General features: G+C 71.5%; 22 protein-coding genes. 15 read left to right on the forward strand and 7 right to left on the reverse strand.

What is annotated here, in order from left to right; translation table 11 throughout:
- Positions 1-111: 111 nt before the first annotated feature.
- From LQ222_RS23835 to LQ222_RS23845, 3 genes are all read right to left on the reverse strand, one after another.
- Positions 112-1023 carry an ABC transporter permease gene (locus LQ222_RS23835; protein WP_230169370.1) on the reverse strand — a complete coding sequence of 304 codons (912 nt, stop codon included), beginning with the start codon at positions 1021-1023 and terminating at the stop codon, positions 112-114.
- Positions 1024-1246: 223 nt separating this feature from the next.
- Positions 1247-2200 (reverse strand): ABC transporter permease, encoded by a 954-nt coding sequence (locus LQ222_RS23840; RefSeq protein WP_230169371.1) that lies wholly within the window; start codon positions 2198-2200, stop codon positions 1247-1249.
- A 148-nt stretch (positions 2201-2348) separates the two neighbouring features.
- Positions 2349-3968, reverse strand: a complete 1620-nt coding sequence (locus tag LQ222_RS23845; protein WP_230169372.1) for an ABC transporter substrate-binding protein — start codon at positions 3966-3968, stop codon at positions 2349-2351.
- A gap of 267 nt (positions 3969-4235) precedes the next feature.
- Here LQ222_RS23845 and LQ222_RS23850 point away from each other — a divergent pair, with 267 nt between their 5' ends.
- The 3 genes from LQ222_RS23850 (at position 4236) to LQ222_RS23860 (ending at position 6201) form a co-directional block, all read left to right on the forward strand.
- Entirely contained in the window at positions 4236-4985 is a 750-nt protein-coding gene (locus LQ222_RS23850; protein WP_230169373.1) for an aspartate/glutamate racemase family protein, read from the forward strand.
- A 95-nt stretch (positions 4986-5080) separates the two neighbouring features.
- Entirely contained in the window at positions 5081-5671 is a 591-nt protein-coding gene (locus LQ222_RS23855) for a nucleotide exchange factor GrpE (RefSeq protein WP_230169374.1), read from the forward strand.
- Positions 5672-5793: 122 nt separating this feature from the next.
- Entirely contained in the window at positions 5794-6201 is a 408-nt protein-coding gene (locus tag LQ222_RS23860) for a hypothetical protein (protein WP_230169375.1), read from the forward strand.
- Positions 6202-6258: 57 nt separating this feature from the next.
- Here the strand turns inward: LQ222_RS23860 and LQ222_RS23865 are convergent, their stop codons facing one another.
- Positions 6259-7638, reverse strand: a complete 1380-nt coding sequence (locus LQ222_RS23865) for an FAD-dependent oxidoreductase (RefSeq protein ID WP_230169376.1) — start codon at positions 7636-7638, stop codon at positions 6259-6261.
- 444 nt (positions 7639-8082) lie between these two features.
- On the opposite strand from LQ222_RS23865, the gene dnaK reads away from it, so the two are divergent.
- Positions 8083-9996 (forward strand): molecular chaperone DnaK, encoded by a 1914-nt coding sequence (gene dnaK / locus LQ222_RS23870; RefSeq protein ID WP_230169377.1) that lies wholly within the window; start codon positions 8083-8085, stop codon positions 9994-9996.
- 366 nt (positions 9997-10362) lie between these two features.
- Positions 10363-11505 (forward strand): molecular chaperone DnaJ, encoded by a 1143-nt coding sequence (dnaJ, locus tag LQ222_RS23875; protein WP_230169378.1) that lies wholly within the window; start codon positions 10363-10365, stop codon positions 11503-11505.
- 211 nt (positions 11506-11716) lie between these two features.
- Here dnaJ and LQ222_RS23880 read toward each other — a convergent pair whose 3' ends face one another.
- On the reverse strand, positions 11717-12103 hold the full coding sequence (locus LQ222_RS23880) for a PRC-barrel domain-containing protein (protein ID WP_230169379.1): 387 nt from the start codon (positions 12101-12103) through the stop codon (positions 11717-11719).
- Between the two features lie 241 nt (positions 12104-12344).
- Here LQ222_RS23880 and dapB point away from each other — a divergent pair, with 241 nt between their 5' ends.
- From dapB to LQ222_RS23915, 7 genes are all read left to right on the forward strand, one after another.
- Positions 12345-13124: a 4-hydroxy-tetrahydrodipicolinate reductase gene (gene dapB / locus LQ222_RS23885; protein WP_230169380.1), complete on the forward strand. Its 780-nt coding sequence runs from the start codon at positions 12345-12347 to the stop codon at positions 13122-13124.
- Positions 13108-13260, forward strand: a complete 153-nt coding sequence (locus LQ222_RS23890) for a hypothetical protein (protein WP_230169381.1) — start codon at positions 13108-13110, stop codon at positions 13258-13260. Before dapB ends, LQ222_RS23890 begins: the two co-directional genes overlap by 17 nt.
- 122 nt (positions 13261-13382) lie before the next feature.
- Complete coding sequence (locus LQ222_RS23895) at positions 13383-13646, forward strand: DNA-binding transcriptional regulator (RefSeq protein WP_230169382.1); 264 nt, start codon at positions 13383-13385, stop codon at positions 13644-13646.
- 160 nt (positions 13647-13806) lie between these two features.
- A complete protein-coding gene (metK, locus tag LQ222_RS23900) occupies positions 13807-14994 on the forward strand; it encodes a methionine adenosyltransferase (RefSeq protein ID WP_230169383.1) in 1188 nt (395 codons plus the stop codon).
- Between the two features lie 50 nt (positions 14995-15044).
- A complete protein-coding gene (locus tag LQ222_RS23905) occupies positions 15045-15749 on the forward strand; it encodes a tRNA (guanosine(46)-N(7))-methyltransferase TrmB (RefSeq protein ID WP_230169392.1) in 705 nt (234 codons plus the stop codon).
- A gap of 112 nt (positions 15750-15861) precedes the next feature.
- Positions 15862-16611, forward strand: a complete 750-nt coding sequence (locus tag LQ222_RS23910) for an SDR family NAD(P)-dependent oxidoreductase (protein ID WP_230169384.1) — start codon at positions 15862-15864, stop codon at positions 16609-16611.
- 110 nt (positions 16612-16721) lie between these two features.
- Positions 16722-18326, forward strand: coding sequence for an ABC transporter substrate-binding protein (locus LQ222_RS23915; RefSeq protein ID WP_230169385.1), 1605 nt, complete (start codon positions 16722-16724; stop codon positions 18324-18326).
- Between the two features lie 239 nt (positions 18327-18565).
- On the opposite strand, the gene LQ222_RS23920 is transcribed toward LQ222_RS23915, so the two are convergent.
- Positions 18566-19102 carry a cytochrome b gene (locus tag LQ222_RS23920; protein ID WP_230169386.1) on the reverse strand — a complete coding sequence of 179 codons (537 nt, stop codon included), beginning with the start codon at positions 19100-19102 and terminating at the stop codon, positions 18566-18568.
- Positions 19083-19670, reverse strand: coding sequence for a YceI family protein (locus tag LQ222_RS23925; RefSeq protein ID WP_230169387.1), 588 nt, complete (start codon positions 19668-19670; stop codon positions 19083-19085). The genes LQ222_RS23920 and LQ222_RS23925 overlap by 20 nt, the downstream gene beginning before the upstream one ends.
- Before the next feature lie 160 nt (positions 19671-19830).
- On the opposite strand from LQ222_RS23925, the gene rimP reads away from it, so the two are divergent.
- Genes rimP through LQ222_RS23940 form a run of 3 tightly spaced genes read left to right on the forward strand, consistent with a single transcriptional unit; the run spans position 19831 to position 22532 of the window.
- Complete coding sequence (gene rimP / locus LQ222_RS23930) at positions 19831-20349, forward strand: ribosome maturation factor RimP (RefSeq protein ID WP_230169388.1); 519 nt, start codon at positions 19831-19833, stop codon at positions 20347-20349.
- Positions 20350-20361: 12 nt separating this feature from the next.
- Complete coding sequence (gene nusA, locus LQ222_RS23935; protein WP_230169389.1) at positions 20362-21906, forward strand: transcription termination factor NusA; 1545 nt, start codon at positions 20362-20364, stop codon at positions 21904-21906.
- A gap of 8 nt (positions 21907-21914) precedes the next feature.
- Positions 21915-22532: an RNA-binding protein gene (locus LQ222_RS23940; protein WP_230169390.1), complete on the forward strand. Its 618-nt coding sequence runs from the start codon at positions 21915-21917 to the stop codon at positions 22530-22532.
- Positions 22533-22948 lie beyond the last annotated feature (416 nt).

Below are 22948 nucleotides of genomic sequence, written 5' to 3' on the forward strand. Positions count from 1 at the left end.
AGGCGTGCCCCATCCAAGGCAGCGGTGGATGCGAAGGGCGCTTCAGCCCTGCACATCCGTCACGCCGCAAGGCGTGCCCCATCCAAGGCAGCGGTGGATGCGAAGGGCGCTTCAGCCCTTCACATCCATCGCCTGGCGCAGCCCGTCGCTCAGCAGGTTGAAGCAGATGCTGGTCACGAAGATGCACGCCCCCGGCAGCACCGCCACCCAGGGCTGCACATAGATCGCGGTGCGCAGCGTATTCAGCATCAGACCCCATTCGGGTTCCGGCGGCCGCGTGCCCAGGCCCAGGAAGGACAGGCCCGATGCCAGGATCATGCAGACGCTGATCAACGACGTGGCATAGACGAAGATCGGCCCCAGCACATTGCCCAGCACGTGCACGCGCACGATGGTGAAGGCCGAAGCCCCCGACGCCCGCGCCGCATCCACGAAATCAAGGTTCCGCACGCCGGTCGTGACGCTCTCCGCGACGCGAATGATCGGCGGGATGAACACCAGCGTCAGCGCCAGGATCGCGTTCACGATGCCCGCACCCAGCGCGCCCGAGATCGCCACCGCCAGCAGCACCGACGGAAAGGCGTAGAACACGTCGGTCGTGCGCATGATGGCCATGTTCACGCGCCCGCCGGCGAAGCCCGCCAGCACGCCCAGGAAGGTGCCGATCACGAAGGCCAGCGCCACCGGCGTGATGCCCATGAACCACGACAGCCGCCCGCCATGCAGCAGCCGCGTCAGCATGTCGCGCCCCAGCTCGTCCGTGCCCAGGATGTAGTTGGGCGTGCCGATCGGCCGCAGGCGGCGGATCATCGACCCCTGGTAGGGATCGTGCGGCGCGATCACGCCGGCGAAGACGATGGCCAGCAGCATCGCCAGCAGCACGCAGGCGCAGGCGATGGTCAGCGGGTCGCGGCGCAGCCGCTTCCACACGCCGGCCCAGTAGCCCTGGCCCTTTGCCACGGCCTGCCTGGCCTGGATCGCGAGTTCGGCCTCGGCGGCCGTGGGCGTCGTCGCGCTGTTCATCGCCCTGTCCCCTTCATGCCCGCCTGGTCGGTCCGGCGCGCGCGCGCGCCAGTCCGGCCGATCCTGGCTGCTTGATCCGTCACGCGCCCGCGCGTGCCCGGAAAGGCTCCGCGCATCATGCTCGCTTGATCCGTCACGCGCCTGCGCGTGCCCGGAAGGGCTCCGCGCATCATGCTCGCTTGATCCGTCACGCGCCTGCGCGTGCCAGCAAACGGACCGCGGATCATGCGCGCTTGATCCGCGGATCGAGCGCCGTCTGCACCAGGTCCACCATCAGGTTCAGCGCCACGAAGAACATCGCCAGCACCAGGATGGTCCCCTGCAGCACCGGCAGGTCGCGCTGGAAGATCGCGTTGTTCAGCAGCAGCCCGGTGCCCGGCCAGGAAAATACCGTCTCCACCAGGATCGACCCGCCCATCAGGTAGCCCAGCTGCAGCCCGATCACCGCCAGCGCGTTCGGCGCGGCGTTCTTCACCACATGGATGAAGATGCCCATGCGCGTGAGGCCCTTGCCGCGCAGCGCGGTGACGAATTCCTGGTTCATGATCTCCGCGATGATGCCGCGCACGGTGCGCGTGACGATGCCCATCGGGATCACCGCCAGTGTCACGGCGGGCAGCACCAGGTGCTGCATGTGTTCCCAGTTCCACACCCAGTCGGACGACCCGCCAGGCCCCGCGCCCATCGCCGGCAGCCAGTTCAGCTGCACCGAGAAGACCACCACCAGCACCATGCCCAGCCAGTAGTGCGGCACCGACACGCCGGCCACCGCGATGCCCACCGCCGCGCGGTCCAGCAGCGACCCGCGGAAGGTGCCCGCCAGCCCGCCCAGCGTGCAGCCGAGCACGAAGCCGATGGCGGAGGCGACCAGCGCCAGCATCAGCGTGTTGGAAATCGCGGAGGACAGGTCGGACCAAACGGAACGCCCGGTCGCCAGCGACCGCCCCAGATCCCCCTGCACCACCTTCAGCAGCCAGATGCCGAACTGCACCGGCAATGGCTTGTCGAGCCCGTAGTCCCGCCGGACCTGTTCCACCACGTCGCCCGGTGCATCGGCCGGCACGATGGCGTTGATCGGATCACCGGGCGCGATCTGCACCAGCATGAAGCACACGAACCCGACCGCGAGCGCGATCGGGATGGCGTAGAGGATGCGTCGGATCAGGTAGAAGAACATGCCGTCATCCTCTGAAGCCTTTGGACGCCCCGCCGTGGCTTTGCCGCGGCGGGAGGAGCGATGCCCCCAGGATCAGTACCACCCGGGGCCCCCGCGACGGTTTCGCACAGCGCAGCGAAGCGGAGCGGCGCGAAACCGTCGTGGGGAGTTACTGGATATACGGCAGCCGCAGGTCGACGAACCACGACTGCGGCTGCACATACCCGCGCACCCGCGGCGACATCGCCCGCGGCGCCACGTCATGCGCGATCCAGATGAACAGCGCCTCGTCCACGCCGGCCGCATGCAGCCGTGCCAGCGCAGCGTCGCGCGCCGCCGGTTCGAAGGCATTGCGCGCCTCGGCGATCATCGCGTCGAAGCGCGGGTCGTTGAAGTGGCCCCAGTTGTTCGACACCGGCGGCGCCATCTTGGAATCCCAGAAGCGCACCATGGCGAAGAACGGGTCCATCGCGGCGAAGGACACGTTGGTCGCATGCACCCCGCGCGCGCTCGCGTGCTGGCAGCCATTGCGCCAGTTGGTGAACAGCGCGTTCCACTCGATCACGTCGAACTCGACGTTCACGCCGACTTCCTTGAGGTCCTGCTGGAGGAACTCGTTCATCGACAGCGGCTGCATCTGCCCCGAGCCCGACGCGCTGATCTGCACGCGCAGCGTCAGCGGCCGCTGCGGCGTGTAGCCGGCCTCGGCCAGCAGGCGCCGCGCCTCGGCCTTGTCGGTGCGGATGTTGAAGCTCGGATTGCCGAACCATGGATGCCCGCGCGGCACCGTGCCCACGGGAATGGCCATCATGCCGCCCAGCAGCGTGCGCAGCCCCTCGCGGTCGATCGCCAGGTTGATCGCGCGCCGCACCCGCACGTCGCGCAGCGGCGAATCCCCGGTGAAGCAGGGCTGCCACGGCCAGACATGCGGCTGCGCGTTGGACGTGATGGCCATCCCGCGCGACCGAAGCTGCGGAATGGCATCGGGCGACGGCGCCTCGATCCAGTCCACCTGGTTCGACAGCAGCGCCGCCGTGCGCGCATTGGCCTCCGGGATCGGCAGCAGCACGATCCGCTCGGCCCGCGCCTTCTCGCCCCAATACCCGTCGAAGCGCGCCATCTCGAGCCGTTCGCGCGGCACGAAGCGGGTCACGCGGAACGGCCCGGTGCCCGAGGGCTCGCGCGCGAAGGCGCCCCAGGCGGCCTCGGCATTCGGGCTGGCGGCGCGGTGGCGGTCCCACTGCGCCGGCGATGCCATGAACAGGTTGGTCAGGTTGATCGGCAGCAGGCTGTCGGGCTCGCTGGTGAACAGCGCGACGGTGTGGTCGTCGATCTTCTCGGCGCGGCGCAGCGTGGGCATGCGCGTGGCGGTCACGCCGACCTGGCGCGGGTCGAAATGCGGCGCCTCGCGGTCCAGCACCTTGCGCACGTTCCACACCACGGCATCGGCGTTGAACTCGGACCCGTCATGGAAGCGCACGCCGCGGCGCAGCGTGAAGATCCAGCGCGTGCGGTCAGCCGGGTCCACACGCCATTCGGTCGCCAGCCCCGGGACGATGGTGCTCGGCCGCTCGGCCGAGGACAGGTCCCACATGGTCAGGCTGTCGAACAGCGGGATACCGGTGAAGCGGTTGCCCTCGAAGCCCTGGTCCGGCTGGCCGTTGGTCAGCGGGATGTCGGCCGCGGTCATGCCGATGCGGATGGTGCCCTGCGCCTGCACGGCGGGGGCGGCAGCCAGGGCCGGCAACGCGGCCAGGCAGGCGGTGAGCAGGAAGCGTCGCAGGTGCATCGGGCCGTAATCCTTTTGTTTGGCGTTTCCCCGGGACGCGGCGTCGCACGCGCCAACCACCCCCGGCCCGGCGGGATGGCGGCCCCGCCGGAGCGCGATGGGGCAGCAAGGCCCATGCCATCCGTCTCCCGGCGGCATCCTGCACCGGGCGAACGGCCGCTGCCTACAACAACGGCAACCTGCCCTGGAACGGGCGCGGCGCACCCAGGCCCACCCCGCCGGGCGCCGCGCCTTGCGCCCTGGGCCCGGCCATGCTGATCCCCGGCGATGCGCCTGCTCCTGCTGAACGGCAACACCGACCCCGCCATCACCGACCTGCTCGCCCGCCGCGCCACCGAGGCGCTGCCACGCCTCGGCCTGCCCGCCGCGCAGATCGTCCCGGCCACCGCGCCCTTCGGCGCCCGCTACATTGCCACCCGCGCCGCCGTCGCCATCGCCGGGCACGCGGTGCTGTCCGCCCTGGCCGATCATGTCGGGCCCGACAACCCGCGGGGCTACGATGCCGCCCTCATCGCCTGCTTCGGCGAGCCGGGCATCGAGGCCGCGCGCGAGATCCTCCCCATCCCCGTGCATGGCATGGCCGAGGCCTCGATCGCCGCCGCCCTGCGCATCGCCCCGCGCATCGCGCTGCTGACCGGCGGCGCCGCCTGGGTGCCCATGCTGCGGGACTTCGCCCTGGTGCGCGGCCATGGGCCCGACCAGGTGCTGGTGCGCGGCGTCACCCCCACCGGCGACATGATCGCCCGCGACCCCGATGGCGCCCTGGCGATCCTGGCCGAGGCCGCGCAGGCGGCCGCGGCCGACGGCGCCGGCGTGGTGGTGCTGGGCGGCGCCGGGCTGGCGGGCCTGGCGCAGCGCCTGGCGCCGATGGTGCCGGTGCCGGTGCTGGACAGCCTCGATTGCGCCCTGGCGGCGGCGCTGGGCGGCCCGGCCGCGCCGCCGCCGCGCGCCGGCCAGGCGCCCCAGGCCGGGCTTTCGCCGGCGCTCGACCGCCTGCTGGCCGCCGCACAGCCCTGACGCCCCCCTGCTTGCCGCGGGCAGGCGAGGCGCCTAGGTGATGCACAACCTCGCGGCCGCCGCGCCGCGCCCATGTGATGAGACTCCACCCCGACATGACCGAGACCCAGGACACCCCCAAGGACCCCCACGCCCCCGGCGCGGCCGATGCGCCGCAGGCCAGCGCGCCGCCGCCCGACGCCCCCGCCGAGCCCGCGCCGGCCGCCCCCACGCCGGAGGAACGCATCGCCGCGCTGGAGGCCGAGGCCGCCACGCTGAAGGACCGCTGGTTGCGCGCCGAGGCCGAGATGCAGAACCTGCGCACCCGCACCACGCGGGACGTGCAGGAGGCCCGCGCCTATGCCACCCAGAAATTCGCCCGCGACGTGGTCGAGGCGGCCGAGAACCTGCGCCGCGGCCTGGACGCCATGCCCGGCAAGGCGCCCGATGAATCCGAGGTCGTGACAAAGATCCGCGACGGCATCGAAGGGGTGGAACGCTCCTTCCTCGGCATCCTCGAACGCAATGGCGTCAAGCGCGAGGACCCCACCGGCAAGCCCTTCGATCCCGAGATGCACCAGGCGATGGCCGAGCAGCCGGCCCCGCCCGGGGTCGCGCCCGGTTCCGTCGTGGCCTGCTGGACGCCGGCCTGGACGCTGAACGGGCGGCTGCTGAAGCCGGCCATGGTGGTCGTGGCCGGCAAGTAGGCACCGCGGCCGCGGTCGCCCGGCGCCGGCCGGGCCGCCGCAACCTCCCCTTCACGACGCGGCCGATAGGCTGGAACATGGCGCCGCCGCAGCGGCCGGTCGCGGCGAGGAAAGGATCGACGATGCGCAAGGGTGCTTTGGCGCCGGTGATGCTGCTGCTGGCGCTCACGGCCTGCGAATCCGCCACCCCGGCGCCCTCGGCGGCCGCGCCCCGCCCGGCCGCGCCCGCCGCGCCGCCGCCGCCCCCCGATCCCGAGGTCGACCGCCTGGGCCTCGACCTCGGCATCGCGATGATCACCATGCAATGCGATGACCCGGCAGTGCAGCGCCAGGCCACCCGCACGCGCGACGCGGTGCTGGAACGCACCCGCCTCGTGACCGCCCAGGACCCCCGCCGTGGCGAGGAGGTCTGGGCGGAAGCCGAGGCGGTCATGGCGCGCCACACGCGCCAACCCGCCGCGCCGGAATGCCAGCGCGCGCTGCCGGCCCTGCGCGATGCCGAACAGGTGGCCCGCGGCGGCCGGCGCTGAGCCGCGCGCGGCCACGCGCCGCGCACCGCCCGCGCCTGGCGCGGGGTGCGCCGCCGCTCAGCCCGCCATGATCTCCCGCGCCGCCCGCCGCCCGCCCAGCAGCGCGCCATGGGCATAGGACGGCGCCTCGGCGGTCGCGGCCTCGCCGGCGAAGAAGATGCGTCCCGCCACCGGCCGGGCCAGCGCCTGGTGGTCGGCGATGGATGAGCCCACCGGCAGGAAGGAATAGGCGCCGCGGGCGTAGATGTCGCGCGACCAGCGGGTGACGCGGCTGTCGACCGGGCGCGGGATGCCGGCGCCGAACATCCGCCGCAGCGCGGCCATGACCAGGTCGACCTGCGCGGCATCGGGCAGCATCTCGATGCGCTGCGCGGCGGAGCCCCCGACCAGCGCCACCAGCACCGGCACGTTCAGATGCGGCTGCAGGCTGACGATCTCGGGTGCCACATTGTCGGGCGTGGCGGACAGGGATCGCAGGTAATGCGCCTCGGCCGGCCAGAAGCCGCGCGGGAAGGCGAGCACGATCTTGTTCAGCAGCCCGTTGCCGATGCGCGCGATGGCGCCCTGATGGGCGGCGGGCAGCGGCGGGTCGAAGGCGACATCGCCGCGCTTGAGCACCCCCAGCGGCAGCGTCACCACCACGCGGTCGGCGAAATACGCCTGCTCGGCCGTCGCCACCACCACGCCCTCCCCGGCCAGGCGCACCGACCGCACCACCTGGCGCAGCTTGATGTCGAGCCCGCGCGCCAGCAGGTCGGTGATGGCGTTGTAGCCCTGGGCGAGGAGGTGGTTTTCCTCCGGGATCTCGCCCTCCCCGCCGAACCAGGATTGCGCCGAGACCTCCGCCGCATCGCCCCCGGCATAGCCGGCCACATAGGCGGACAGCCAGGCCGCCACGCGCTGGTCGTAGGGTGTGGCGCGGGTGGTGGGGTCGAGCAGCGGCACCGCCTCGGCGAGCGAGACATCGCGCGCGCCGCGCCAGGCGAAGGGGCTGTCATGCGCGATCAACTGGCCGACCGTGTCGAAGATGGCGGTGGTCTCGGCCTCGGTCAGGCGGCGGCCATCGGCGTCGAACATGATGGTGCGGGAATCATAGGTCGGCATGCGCCGGATGCCGGCCTGGTCGGCCAGGGGCGTGAGCGGGTTGCCCTCCGGCCCATGGATCCAGGCGCCGCCCATGTCCAGGCGCTGGCCGCGGAAGTCGATGGTGTGCAGCCGGCCGCCGGTGCGCGGGCGCGCTTCCAGGACCGTCACGCGATGGCCGGTATCGTGCAGGGCGCGGGCAGCGCCGAGGCCCGACAGGCCGGCGCCGATGACGATGACGTTCAGCGGGCGGGCAGGCTGGGCGCGGGCCGCCCCCGGCAGCACCGGGGCCGTCGCGGCCGCGGCCAGCAGGTGCCAGAGCGCGCGGCGGCTCAATCCAGGCGGTAGGGCCATGCGACGTGGGCTCCCGGCGCTTCGTTGCAGGAAGGGTAGCGCAGAACCCGATCGGAGGGAATCACTGGATCAGGTGAAGATGCCTGCAAAAACAATGGACTAGGGATGAAGCCGCGGGCCGGGGCCAGCGCCGCCGGCGCGCGGCAGGCCAGTCGGCGCCGCGCAGCGCGGCCGTGTCGCCGGTGGCATGGGCGGGAAGGCACCCAGGGGCCGTTCCGCCAACCCGCCCCGCACCGGCCGGCGGGGCTGATTTGCACGCCCCGGCCCGCCCCGGCCCTTGTCCACGGCGCGCCGGAACAATACATCCCTGCAGTCACATCCCCCGCCCTGCGCGGGACCCCCAGCCACCCATCCGCCGCGGCCCTCGCCGCCGGTTCAGAACAGGGGGCGGGCATGGCGCCAACTCCGGGCCATCCCCGCCTGCCACAGAAGGAGAGTATTCGGATGAGCAAGGTCATCGGCATCGACCTCGGCACCACCAATTCCTGCGTCGCCATCATGGAAGGCAAGGACGTCAGGGTCATCGAGAACGCCGAAGGTGCCCGCACCACCCCCTCCATGGTCGCCTTCGCCAAGAATGGCGAACGCCTGGTCGGCCAGTCCGCCAAGCGCCAGGCGGTCACCAACCCCATGGGCACGCTCTATGCGGTGAAGCGCCTGATCGGCCGCCGCTTCGACGACCCGATGGTGCAGAAGGACATCGGCCTCGCGCCCTTCAAGATCACCAAGGCCGCCAATGGCGATGCCTGGGTGGAAGTGGACGGCCAGTCCTACGCGCCGCAGCAGGTCAGCGCGATGGTGCTGACGAAAATGAAGGAGACCGCCGAGTCCTTCCTCGGCGAGAGCGTCTCCCAGGCCGTCATCACCGTGCCGGCCTATTTCAACGACGCCCAGCGGCAAGCCACCAAGGAAGCCGGCGCGATCGCGGGGCTGGAAGTCCTGCGCATCATCAACGAGCCGACGGCGGCGGCCCTCGCCTACGGCATGGACCAGAAGAAGGGCGGCACCATCGCGGTCTATGACCTCGGCGGCGGCACCTTCGACGTGTCGGTGCTGGAAATCGGCGACGGCGTCTTCGAGGTGAAGTCCACCAACGGCGACACCTTCCTGGGCGGCGAGGATTTCGACCAGCGCATCATCGACTACCTGGCCGATGAGTTCCGCAAGGAGCAGGGGATCGACCTGCGCGGCGACAAGCTCGCGCTGCAGCGCCTGAAGGAAGCCGCCGAGAAGGCCAAGATCGAGCTGTCCTCCGCCAAGGAGACCGAGGTCAACCTGCCCTTCATCACCGCCGACGCCTCCGGGCCGAAGCACCTGGTGATGAAGATGACGCGTTCGAAGCTGGAAGCCCTGGTCGATGACCTGATCCAGCGCACGCTCGACCCCTGCCGCATGGCGCTGAAGGATGCCGGGCTCTCGGCCGGCGAGATCGACGAGGTGATCCTGGTCGGCGGCATGACCCGCATGCCCAAGGTCATCGAGGCGGTGAAGGCCTTCTTCGGCAAGGAACCCGCGCGCAACGTCAACCCGGACGAGGTCGTCGCGATCGGCGCCGCGATCCAGGGCGGCGTGCTGAAGGGCGACGTCAAGGACGTCCTGCTGCTGGACGTGACGCCGCTGAGCCTCGGCATCGAGACGCTGGGCGGCGTCTTCACCCGCCTGATCGACCGCAACACGACCATCCCGACCAAGAAGTCGCAGGTGTTCTCCACGGCGGACGACAACCAGACCGCGGTGACCATCAAGGTGTTCCAGGGCGAGCGCGAGATGGCGGCCGACAACAAGCAGCTCGGCACCTTCGACCTCACGGGCATCCCGCCGGCGCCGCGCGGCGTGCCGCAGGTCGAGGTGACCTTCGACATCGACGCGAACGGCATCGTGTCCGTCAGCGCGAAGGACAAGGCCACCGGCAAGGAGCAGCAGATCCGCATCCAGGCCAAGTCCGGCCTGTCGGATGCCGACATCGAGCGCATGGTGAAGGACGCCGAGGCCAATGCCGACGCCGACAAGAAGCGCCGCGAGAGCGTCGAGGCGCGCAACCAGCTCGAAGCCCTGGTACACCAGACCGAGCGCACGCTGAAGGACAACGGCGACAAGATCCCGCCGGCCGAGAAGACAAATGCCGAGGAAGCGATCACCGCCGCGCGCGCCGCGATCGACAAGCAGGACGTCGAGGCCATCACCGCGGCCAGCGAACGCCTGGGCCAGGCGGCGATGAAGATGGGCGAGGCACTCTACAAGGCCCAGGCCGAGGAGAAGCCCGAGCCCGCGCCCGGCGGCGCCTCGGCCCCCGGCGGCGACAAGGTGGTCGACGCCGAGTTCGAGGAAGTGGACCCGAACAAGCGCAAGCCGTCCTGACGCCAGGACGCGCCTGCGCCATGTTCACCGCCGCCCGGCCCTGCGAAGGACCGGGCGGCACATCGTTCGGGGCATCATCATGACCAGTGCGTCCGGATGGACGACAGCAATGCGACGACCAACCGCGGCCGTGCCCATCCGGCCGGTCGCCGCCAAAGCACCGGTGCGCGGCGCGAAGCCGTGCGCCGCGACCCCGGCCGGCCGGCCGTCCGAGGGTCACACCCGGGTCTCGGATCGTGCGCCCGCACGATCCGCGAGCGCACGGCGCGACCGCCCCCATCCCGCCCGCCGCCGCCAGCGCACCAGCGCATGGCGCGCAGGCAAGCCGGGCGGATGCCCGGCGCCCGCCGTCTGAGGGCAGGAAACATGTCCAAACGCGACTACTACGAAGTGCTGGGCGTGGCCCGCGAGGCCGGCGAGGAGGACCTCAAGAAGTCCTACCGCAAGCTCGCGATGAAGTGGCACCCCGACCGCAACCAGGGCGACAAGGACGCCGAGGCCAAGTTCAAGGAATTGAACGAGGCCTACGACGTGCTGAAGGATGCCGAGAAGCGCGCCGCCTATGACCGCTACGGCCATGCCGCCTTCGAACAGGGCGGGCCGGGCGGTGGCGGCGGCGGCCCCTTCGGCGGCGCCTTCGAGGACATCTTCGAGGAAATGTTCGGCCGCTTCGGCGGTGGGCGCGGCGGTGCGCGCGGCGGCGCCACCGGCCGCGGCGCCGACCTGCGCACCCAGGTCGAGATCAGCCTGGAAGAAGCCTTCGCCGGCACCAAGACCAATATCCGCATCTCGACCTCGGTCAGCTGCGAGGCCTGCAAGGGCACCGGGGCGGAAGGCGCCTCGGCCACCGGCGCGCAGACCTGCCCGGGCTGCAACGGCCAGGGCAAGGTGCGCGCGCAGCAGGGCTTCTTCCTGATCGAGCGCACCTGCCCGACCTGCGGCGGGTCCGGGCGCATCATCAAGAACCCCTGCAAGGTCTGCCAGGGTGCCGGGCGCGTGCAGCGCGAGCGCGCGCTGAACGTCACCATCCCGCCGGGCGTGGAGGACGGCACGCGCATCCGCCTGGCCGGCGAGGGCGAGGCCGGGCTGCGTGGCGCGCCGGCCGGCGACCTGTACGTGGATATCGCGCTGAAGCCGCACCCGATCTTCCAGCGCGAGGGTGCCAACATCTTCATCCGCGTCCCGCTGCGGATGTCGCAGGCGGCGCTGGGCGGGCATGTCGAGGTGCCCTCCATCGATGGCGGGCGCACGCGCGTCACCATTCCGGCGGGCAGCCAGACCGGCGACCAGTTCCGCCTGCGCGGCAAGGGCTTCTCGGTGCTGCGCTCCGCCGCGCGCGGCGACATGTATGTCCAGGTCAGCGTCGAGACGCCGCAGAACCTGACGCCCCGGCAGCGCGAATTGCTCGAGGAGTTCGAGGAAGAGGCCTCGAAGGGCGGCCGATCGAGCCCGGAGAACGAGGGCTTCTTCGCCAAGGTCAAGGAATTCTGGGACGGGCTGGGGCGATAGAGCAATCGCGGTCAGCTGGAATCATCCGAACGCGTGAAGATGCTCTGAAAACAACAGGCTAGAGCCTGCGAAGTGAGCACGGGCGAACGCAGCATGCTCCAGCGCCCGCCGCGCCACGCAGCAGTGCGCGATCCGCCCGGGGATGACGGATCGCGCACCTGACGGGTTGGCGCGCCGCGACCGTACACCCCGGTCGCGCCACGCCGCCCGATCAGATCATCGGGGTCGCCCAGTATTCGTCCACCGCGCGGCGGCGGTCGCCCCAGCCTTCCTCGATGGTCGGCGCCTTCTCCAGCCGCTGCTTGTCCAGCTTCACGACATAGCCGCCGAGCTGCGTGTTGTAGCTCAGCATGTCCCACGGCAGCGGGTAGTGCCGCGAACCGATGCCGAGGAAGCCGCCGAAGGACAGCACCGCATAGGCGACGCGACCGGTGCCCTTGTCGAGCATCACGTCCTCGATGCTGCCGATCGCCTCGCCGGCCAGGTCGTAGACGGACGTGCCGGCCACCTTGCCGCCGGCGATCAGGTGGCCGGTGGTGGGCGCGGTCAGGTCGGCGGTGGTCGGGCGCGCATCCGTGCGCGGGTCGATCGTTGCCATGGTGGGTCCTCCTTGCATGACGTGGTGCAGCAGCAACGCCCGCGCCGGCGCAGGGTTGCCCGCGGCGCATCGGTTCGGCCGCGCGCGCCGTGCCGGCAGGCTTGACCCGCCGCGGCGCCGCCCGCACAGGCTGGCGGGCCCGCATCACCGCGGCGCACGGCCTGGGCCGCGGGGCCCGCCGCATGTTCCGACTGGCCAGGCGATCCCGCCTGGCGTGCAGAGCCTCCGGGGAGCAACCGCCATGACCATCCGCATCGGCATCGCCGGGATCGCCGGCCGCATGGGCCGCCTGCTGGCCGAGGAGACCGCCGCCGCCGGCGCCACGCTGGCCGGCGGCACGATCCGCCCCGGCGCCTCGCTGGACAGCCTTCCGCCCGGCCTGCCGGTGATGACCGACATCGTGGCGCTGTGCGCCGCCTGCGACGTGGTGATCGACTTCACCCACGCCCATGCCGCGCGCGCCCACGCCCTGGCGGCGGCCGAGACCGGCACGCCGCTGGTGCTGGGTTCCTCCGGCCTGTCGGCGGGCGACGAGGCGGCGGTCGCCGAGATGGCCGCGCGCGTGCCCATCGTCTACGCCGCCAACTTCGCGCCCGGCGTGAACCTGTTCCTGGCGATCGCCGAACGCATGGCCGCCGCCCTGCCCGGCGCGCAATACGATGCCGAGATCGTCGAGATGCACCACCGCCAGAAGGTGGACGCGCCATCCGGCACCGCCGTGGCGCTGGGCCGCGCGGTGGCGGCCGGGCGCGGCACCACGCTGGAGGAAGCCGGGCGGGAATCCGGCCGCGACGGCCATTGCGGCGCGCGGGGGACCGGCACCATCGGCTTCGCGGCGCTGCGCGGCGGCCAGGTGGTGGGCGAGCACACGCTGATCTTCGCCGCGGCGTCCGAACAGATCAGCCTGACGCATAAATCCTTCGACCGGCGGGTTTACGCGACCGGGGCGGTGCGGGCGGCGCTGTGGGTGAAGGGGCGGCCGGCGGGGCTGTACGGGATGAAGGATGTGCTGGGGATGTAGCCCAGGCGCGGGGCACCAGGCGCTGTCCAAGGCAGCCGCGGCCTTCATCGCCGCCACGGATGCGCAGCTCGGCGCGCTGCTGGAGGCGGATGACGTGCAGAAGGTCGAATGCGATGGCGACGAAGCTCGAGCTTGACGCGATGACACGGGCGGCGGCTAGGCGCGCCGGCGCGGCGCACGGCCGAGGATGACATCCTCGCCACCGCGCACGCGCTCGGCACCGCGCTGCACCGGGTGCGCGCGGCGGATGATGCGACGATGCGCGACGTCGACGCGCTCTGCCTGCCACCGCGGCCCCATTACGGCGGCGCCGAGGTGCGACGCATCCGGGCGGCGGCACGCATGAGCCAACCGGTCTTTGCCAGGCTGCTCGGGGTGGACAGGTCGGCGGTGGCGCCATGGGAGCGCGGGGCAAAACGGCCGTCCCGCCCCGCGGCGCGACTGCTGGAGGTTCTCGACCTTGAACGGAGCGAGGAAAGTCCGGTGGTGCGGGTGCGGCGCGCGATGACGCCGGCGCCGTAGCCTTGGCGCAGGCCGCGGTGATGCCGCGCACCGCCCGCACCCGCCCCGCCTTGACCCCGCCACACCCCCTTGCGATACGCCCCCGTCCCGGATTCCCCGGGCTCAGCCCGCCGGGGCCATCCGCCGGCGAAATCCACGCGACAAGAGGCCGAACCAAGCCATGCGCGATACCGGCGAGTATCTCTTCACCTCCGAATCCGTGTCCGAGGGCCATCCGGACAAGGTGGCGGACCGCATCTCCGACACCGTGCTCGATGCCTTCCTGGCGGCGGACCCCTATTCCCGCGTGGCCTGCGAGACGCTGGTCACCACCAACCGCGTGGTCATCGCGGGCGAAGTGCGCGGGCCGGGGTCGGTCACGGCCGACTACCTGAAGCACCTGGCGCGTCTGGCCATCCACGACATCGGCTACGAGCAGGACGGCTTCCACTGGCAGAATGCCAGCGTCGAATGCCACCTGCATGCCCAGTCCGCGCATATCGCGCAGGGCGTGGACGCCGCCGGCAACAAGGACGAAGGCGCCGGCGACCAGGGCATCATGTTCGGCTACGCCTGCACCGAGACGCCGGACCTGATGCCCGCGCCGCTGTTCTACGCGCACCTGATCCTGCGCCGCATCAACGAGCTGCGCCGCATCAAGCACCCGTCGGTGAAGGGCCTGCTGCCGGACGCGAAGTCCCAGGTCACGCTGCGCTATGTCGATGGCAAGCCGGTCGGCGCGACGTCGATCGTGCTGTCCACCCAGCATGAGGAAGGGTTGGAACAGGCGCAGATCAAGGCGATCGTGAAGCCGCTGATCGAGGACGCCATGCCCGCCGGCTGGATGTGCCCCGACAACGAGCTCTACGTGAACCCGACCGGCACCTTCGTGATCGGCGGGCCGGACGGCGATTGCGGCCTGACCGGGCGCAAGATCATCGTGGACACCTATGGCGGCGCGGCCCCGCATGGCGGCGGCGCGTTCAGCGGCAAGGACCCGACCAAGGTGGACCGCTCGGCCGCCTATGCCGCGCGGTATGTGGCCAAGAACGTCGTGGCCGCCGGCCTGGCGGAGAAGTGCACCATCCAGGTCTCCTACGCGATCGGCGTGGCGAAGCCGCTCAGCGTGTATTTCGACCTGCACGGCACCGGGCGCGACGTCGATGAGGTGAAGCTGGCCAAGGTGATCGACGGCCTGGTGAACCTGTCGCCGCGCGGCATCCGCGAGCACCTGCACCTGAACCGCCCGATCTATGTCCCCACCAGCGCCTACGGCCATTTCGGCCGCACGCCGGACGAGGAGCTGGGCACCTTCACCTGGGAACGCACCGACCTGGTCCCCGAGCTGAAGCGGGCCTTCGGCAGGTGAACGACGGCGGCGAAGCGCGGCGCGGGGAAACTCCGCACCGCGCCCCCGCATTGACGCCGGACGGCATCCCCGACCGGCTCTATGGCCGTCGCCGCGGGCATCCCTTGCGCCCGCGGCAGGACCGCCTGATGCAACTGGCCCTGCCGCGCTTCCGCCTGACCGCGGCCGAGGCCGCGCAGGCGCATGCGCTCTTCCCGGGTGCCGCGGCGCTGTGGCTCGAAGTCGGCTTCGGCGGCGGCGAGCACGCGCTGGCGCTGTCGGCTGCGAACCCGTCGGTCGCGCTGATCGCCTCCGAGGTCTTCGAGAACGGGTTGTGTTCCCTGCTGACGCGAATCGTGCCCGAGGGCGGGGAAGCCACCACGCCGCCGCCGCAACGGTTGCGCCTGTGGCCCGAGGATGCGCGCCACCTGGTCGCCCTGCTGCCCGATGCGGCGCTGGGGCGGCTGTATCTGATGTTCCCCGACCCCTGGCCCAAGGCCCGCCACGCCAAGCGGCGCTTCGTCAACCGCGCCATGCTGCCGGTGGTGGCGCGCGTGCTGCGCCCCGGCGCGGAATGGCGGATCGCCTCCGACGACCCGACCTACCAGGCCTGGGTCGAGGAGGTCTTCGCGGACCAGGCGCTGTTCACGCCGCGACTCGACACCACGCAGCGCCCGGCCGACTGGCACCCGACGCGGTATGAGGCGAAGGCGATCCGCGAAGGGCGCACGCCGCGGTACTGGATCTTTGCGCGGAGCGAGGCGCCATGGGCGTGACGCGCAGCGAGCGGTGCGACCCGCCTGGCGCAGCGGTGTGGCGCGGCACCGCGCCGACGCAGCCTTTCGCAGCGCGCACGCACGCCTCCATCGCACATCGGGCGCGCCAGCCATGCAGGTGAACGGCGCTGCTGCTCTCGTGACAGGTGCCGGCTCCGGCCTGGGCGCGGCCACGGCGCGAAGCCTTCTCGCCGCCGGCGCGCGCGTTGTCGCGATGGACCTGAACGGGGCGGGCGTCGCGGCGCTCGACGGCGCGGTTCCGGCCACCGGCGATGTCGCGAGCGAAGCCGACGTGGCCGCGGCGCTCGACGCCGCCTGCGGGCTCGGCCCGCTGCGCGTCGTGGTGAACTGCGCGGGCATCGCGCCCGCCGCGCGCGTGGTGGGGCGGAACGGTCCGCATGACCTGGCGCTGTTCGAACGCACGCTCCGGGTGAACCTGCTCGGCACCTTCAACGTGCTGCGGCTCGCGGCCGCGCGGATGCAGGCGCTGGAGGCCACCGCGCCCGATGGCGAACGCGGCGTGATCGTCAACACGGCGTCGATCGCCGCCGAGGACGGGCAGGTCGGCCAATGCGCCTATGCCGCGTCGAAAGCCGGCGTGATCGGCCTGGCGCTGCCCGCCGCGCGCGAGCTGGCGCGCAGCGGCATCCGCGTGGTGACCATCGCGCCGGGGCTGTTCGAAACCCCGATGCTGGCCGGGTTGCCCGAGGCGGCGCAGGCCGCCATCCGCGCCCTGCCACCCTTCCCCGCGCGGCTGGGCAAGCCCGAGGAATTCGCCGCGATGGTGCTGGCCATCTGCGCCAACCTGTTGCTGAACGGCACCACGCTGCGGCTCGATTCCGCGCTGCGCCTGCCGCCGTGACGCGCGGGGCCGGCACGGCACGAGAACCGCCTTGCGCGCCCGCCCGCCCACCCGCATCCTCCCGCAAACCCGACGCCAGGGAAGCCGGCCAACGCAGCGGAGGACCCGCCATGCATCGCCGTGACCTTCTCGCCACCGCCGTCGCGCTCGCCGCCGCACCCGCCGCGGCGCAGGCGCAGCCCGCCCCCACCGGCACGCTGCGCGTCGGCATGACCGCCGGCGACGTGCCGCTCACCACCGGCCAGCCCTCCCAGGGTGCGGAGGGCAACCGATTCCTCGGCATCACGCTGTACGACCCGCTGGTCGCCTGGGACCTGTCGTCGCGCGACCGCGCCGCCACGCTGAAGCCTGGCCTGGCCGAACGCTGGCGCGTCGGCGACAGCGACAAGAAGACCTGGACCTTCGACCTGCGCGGGGCCGTGCGCTTCCACGACGGCAGCGCCTTCGACGCCAACGCCGTGGCCTGGAACCTGGCGAAGCTGCTCGACCGCGAGGCACCCCATTTCGACCGCCAGCAGGCCGCGCAGGCGGGGCTCTACACCAGCAACATCGCCCGCTGGCGCGTGAAGGATGCGCGCTCCATCGAGATCGAGACCAAGTCCCCCGACGCCGTGCTGCCCTATAACATGGCGAACATCTTCTACTCCTCGCCTGCCCGCTACGCGGAGGTGGGGAACAATTGGGACCGCTTCGCCGAACGCCCGTCGGGCACCGGCCCCTACGTCGCCGACCGCTTCGTCCCGCGCCAGCGCCTGGAAGCGGTGCGCAACGGCGAGCACTGGGACACCTCGCGCCGCCCGCAGCATGAACGCCTGGTGCTGCTGCCGATCCCCGATGCGCTCACCCGCGTCTCCGCCCTGCTGTCGAACCAGGTGGATTTCATCGAGGCCCCGCCACCCGACGCCGCCGCACGCATCCGCGCCGCCGGCCATCGCGTCGAGACCAACGCCTATCCGCACATCTGGTGCCACCAGCTCTCCTTCCAGCCGGACAGCCCGTTCCGCGACCTGCGCGTGCGCCAGGCGGCGAACATGGCGATCGACCGCGCGGCGATGGTCGCGCTGCTCGGCGGCATGGCGATCCCGGCCAAGGGCATGATCACCGAGGGCCACCCGTGGTTCGGCCGCCCCACCGTGGACCTGTCCTACGATCCCGCCCGCGCCCGCCGCCTGCTGGCCGAGGCCGGCTTCGGCCCGCGCAACCCGGTGCGCACCAAGTTCATCATCGCGCCCTCCGGCTCCGGCCAGATGCAGCCGCTGCCGATGAACGAGCTGCTCCAGCAGAACTACCGCGACGTCGGCATCGAGCTGGAATTCGAGGTGATGGACTGGGAAGCCCTGCGCGGCCGCAGGCGGGCCGGCGCCGCCGCACCCGAGAATCGCGGCCTGCACGCCATCAACAATTCCTGGGCCTTCTGGGACCCGGATATCGGCCTGCTCGGCCCCGCCATCAGCAAGGCGCGCGGCGGGTCGGGCTTCAACTGGGGCGACTACAACGACCCGCGCGCCGATGAACTCGGCCTGCGCGCGCGCGAAACCTTCGACCCCGCGGCGCAGGACGCCATCCTGGCCGAACTCCACGCCCACCTGGTCGACCAGGCCATGTGGATCTGGGCCGTCCACGACGTGAACCCGCGCGCCCTGTCGCGCCGGCTGTCAGGGTTCACGCAGGCACAGTCGTGGTACCAGGACCTGACGCCGATCCGGGTGGGGTGAGGGCGGTCTCGCGGGGAGGGCTTTGCCCTCCCCGGACCCCACCCACCAAGGGCTTACGGCCCTTGGAACCCTCGACTTGATCGGGGGAGTTGGGGAGGGGCATGGCGTTCCAGCGGCGAAGGCGGCACCGACGATGCCCCTCCCCAAATCCCCCGATTCAAAACCCGCGGTCCAGGGGGCCGTAGCCCCCTGGTGGGGGGAGGTCGGGAGGGGGGCAAAGCCCCTCTCCGGGAACCACCTTACCGCGCCAGCACCCGGTGCCCCCGCCTGTGGTGCGCGACCGCGACGGCCGCGTGCCCCGCCGCGAGGATCACGAGCGTCCAGGCCAGCACCTGGTGGATGGCGCGCAGGGTTTCGTAGGTGGTTTCGTCGGGTTCCAGCATGTGTGGGATGGGGATGAGCAGGAACATCACGGTCTCGATCTGCCCTGGTGCCGCGCTGGCGCTGAGGTAGCCCAGGATCGGCACGGTGATGAGCAGGGCATAGAGCGCGGCGTGGCCGATCCGCGCCGCGTGGTGCTGCCAGGCGGGCAGGCCCGGTGGTTCGGCGGGGCGCCCGCGCCGGGCGCGCAGCCACAGCCGCCACACCACCAGCGGCGGCACCAGCAGCCCGATGGTCTTGTGCGCCTGGTAGGCGAGGATCTTCGCCAGGAGCTGCGTCAGCGGCAGCGCCACCATGACCAGGCCGATCACGAAGGCGGACACGACCAGCAGCGCGACTGCCCAATGCAGGCGCCGCTGCGCCGGGCTCCAGCCATCAGACGATGATGCGGACACGGACCACCAGGCGGATCTCGTCAGAGATGGCGGCGGCTTCGGCGGTCATGCCGAATTCCGATCGCTTCATCGTCCCGCTGCCGCTGAACTCGGCCACGTCGCGGCCCAGCGCGGCATCGCGCTTGCGATCGACCAGGCGTGCCTCCATCGCGTGGGGGCGGGTGGTGCCGCGGATGGTCAGCTCGCCGGCCAGGGGAAAGCGGGCCAGCGTGCCCTGGCCGGTCGCCTGGCCGCTGAACCGCGCTTCGGGAAAGCGTTCCACATCGAAGAAGGCGGGCGACCGCAGCAGGTCCACCGCCCCGGGATAGGCCAGCGCCACGGCCGCGGTGCGCACCGTCACCTCCACCCGGGTGGTCAGGGGGCGGTCGGGGTCGATCAGCAGCTCGGCGGCGAAATCCTCGAACCGGCCGGTCGAGGACAGCACGCCGAGGTGCCGCGCGACGAATTCCAGCCGACCGCCGGAATGGTCGAAGACATAGCGGGTGCGGGCCAGGGCCGGCCGGCCGAAGGCGACCAGCGCGCCTGCGCCGGCGGCCAGGCCGCGTCGTCCGATCCGTATGCTGCCCATCGCCATGGTCTCCCTGCCGCTGCATGTCGTCCGGCCGCACCCCGGCGCAACCCCGGCTTGCATCGCACGATGCGAAGCGTCATAAGAACGACCGACATCACCAGCCGGTCTGACGGGGGGTGGCCTTGAAAGGGGCCGCCTTTTTTGTTGCTTGGAGATCATGGACGACATTCCGCGGCACGAGGGTCTCGAAGCCCGCATCGCCGACGCCATCCTGCCGACGCTCACGCATCTCGGCTATGAGCTGGTGCGTGTGCAGGTGTCGGGCAAGGAACGCCCGACCGTGCAGGTCATGGCGGACCGCGCCGACGGCACGCTGTTCCGCGTCGAGGATTGCGAGGCGATCAGCCACGCCATCGGCGCCGTGCTGGACGTGGCGGACCCGATCAAGGGGGAATGGGACCTTGAAGTGTCCTCCGCCGGCATCGACCGGCCGCTGACGCGCGCCAAGGACTGGAACCGCTTCGCCGGGCATGTCGCGAAGCTGGAGCTCGCGATGCCGCATGATGGCCGCAAGCGGTTCCGCGGCGTGGCACTGGGCGCCGATGCCGACATCGCGCGGCTGCGGCTGGATGATGGCACCGAGATCGCCTTCCCGCGCAGCAATATCCGCCGCGCGCAGCTGGTGCTGACCGACGAACTGATCGCCGCCACCGCGGCACCGCCCACCACGAACTAGGAGAGAGGCTCCATGGCCGCCGAGATCGCCATCGCCCGTCCCGAACTGCTCCAGGTTGCCGACGCCGTCGCGCGCGAGAAGATGATCGAGCGCGACGAGGTGCTGGAGGCGATGGAGCAGGCCATCCAGAAGGCCGGCCGCGCCAAATACGGGCACGAGAAGGACATCCGCGCCGTCATCGACCGCCGCAACGGCGAGGTGAAGCTGTCGCGCTGGACCGAGGTGGTCGAGGCCGAGCCGGTCGAGAACGAAGCCACGCAGATCCCGCACCGCATCGCCATCAAGATCAAGCCGGGCATCGCGGTGGGCGAGTTCATCATCGACCCGCTGCCGCCGATCGACTTCGGCCGCATCGCCGCGCAGACCGCCAAGCAGGTGATCGTGCAGCGCGTGCGCGAGGTCGAGCGCGGCAAGCAGTTCCAGGAATACAAGGACCGCGTCGGCGAGATCATCAACGGCATCGTCAAGCGCACCGAATACGGCAACCTCATGGTGGATTTGGGCCGCGCCGAAGCCCTGCTGCGCCGCGACGAGACCATCCCGCGCGAAGCCTTCCGCAACGGCGACCGCGTGCGCGCCTATATCTACGACGTGCGCGAGGAACCGCGCGGGCCGCAGATCTTCCTGAGCCGCACGCATCCGGGCTTCCTGGCGAAGCTGTTCGCGCAGGAAGTGCCGGAGATCTACGACGGCATCATCGAGATCAAGGCGGTGGCGCGCGACCCCGGCTCGCGCGCCAAGATGGCCGTCATCTCGCGCGATTCCTCCATCGACCCGGTCGGCGCCTGCGTGGGCATGCGCGGCTCCCGCGTGCAGGCGGTGGTGGCGGAACTGCAGGGCGAGAAGATCGACATCATCCCCTGGTCGCCGGATTTCGCGACCTTCATCGTGAATGCGCTGGCGCCGGCGGAAGTGTCGAAGGTCGTGCTCGATGAGGACGGCAAGCGCTGCGAAGTGGTGGTGCCCGATGACCAGCTGAGCCTGGCGATCGGCCGCCGCGGGCAGAATGTGCGGCTGGGTTCGCAGCTCACCCGCTACGACATCGACATCCTGACCGAGGCCGAGGAATCCGAGCGCCGGCAGGAGGAATTCCGCAAGCGCACCGGCCTGTTCGTCGAGGCGCTGGACGTCGACGACGTGATCGCCGGCCTGCTGGTGCAGGAAGGCTTCGGCACCATCGAGGACATCGTCACGGTCGAGGACGAGGAACTGGCCGGCATCGAGGGCTTCGACGAATCCGTGGCCGCCGAGCTGAAGCGCCGCGCCGGCGCCTTCATCGAGAAGCGCGACGGCGAATTCGAGGAAAAGCGCCGCGAGCTGGGCGTGGACGACGTGCTGGCCGAGATCGGCGGCTTCTCCCCCGCCATGCTGGTGACGCTGGGCGAGAAGGGCGTGAAGGGCCTCGAGGACCTGGCCGACCTGGCCGGCGACGAGCTGATCGAGATCCTGGGCGCCGAGGTGGTGGACGAGGACACGGCCAACGCCATCGTCATGGAAGCGCGCCGCCGTGCCGGCTGGCTCGGCGACGAAGAAGCGGCCGCGGAGCCGGAGGCCTGACCCACGCCATGGCCACCGCGCTGGTCGATGCAGCCGAGGATGAGGACCCGCCCGAGCGCGGTCCGCTCCGCCGCTGCATCGTCACGCGCGACAGCCTGCCGAAGGAGGCGATGCTGCGCTTCGTGCTGGGTCCGGGGCGCGAGATCGTGCCGGATCTGGTGGGCAAGCTGCCCGGCCGGGGAATGTGGTTGAGCGCGCGGGGCGATGTGCTAGAACGCGCGCTGAGCCGCGGGGCCTTCATGCGGGCCGCGCGCGGGCCCGTGACGCTTCCCTCCGACCTTCGTGCGCGGATCGAGGACGGTCTTCGCGCCCGTATCCGCGACCTGCTGGGCCTGGCCCGGCGGGCCGGACAGGCGGTTTCCGGCTGGCAGGCCGGGCGGGAATGGCTTCACGCCGGACGCGCCGGGCTGCTGGTGCAGGCGGTGGATGGCAGCCTTGCCGAGCGTGCGCGCTTCGGCGGCCGCGATGTGCCGGTGGTGGCGTCGCTGACGGCGGCGGAGCTTGGCGTGGTGTTCGGGCGCGACCACGCCGTGCATGTGGTGGTCGCCCCGGGCCGGCTGGCGGATGCCATCCGGGTCGAGGCGGAGCGGCTGGCGGGCTTTGGCCCTGTCGCGACGCAGGAATGATGTGGGGCGCGCAGGTCGCGCTGCCCTGGGAATGAGTTTTTGGAATCGGGTTCGGATCGGCGGATGAGCGACCAGAACGAGCAGGATGCGGGCAAGAGCAGGCTGAGCCTTCGGCCCGGCGGACGCCTCGAGCTCGGCAAGACTGTGGATGCCGGCAGCGTGCGGCAGTCCTTCAGCCATGGCCGGAGCAAGACCGTCCAGGTCGAGGTGGTGAAGAAGCGCCCTGCCGCCCCGCCGCCGAAGCCCGGCGTCACGGCCCCGGCCGCGCGTGCCGCCGCCCCGCCCGCCACGCCGGCACCCGCCGCCGCGCTGCCCTCCGCGGCGAGCACGGCGCTGCCGCTGTCTCTTATACACACCCGACGCTGCCGACGATATGCAGTGTGTAGACCCGCGTGGCCGCCGTCTCCTTCAAGAAC

Source organism: Roseomonas sp. CECT 9278 (genome assembly GCF_918698155.1).
Taxonomy (GTDB): Bacteria; Pseudomonadota; Alphaproteobacteria; order Acetobacterales; family Acetobacteraceae; genus Neoroseomonas.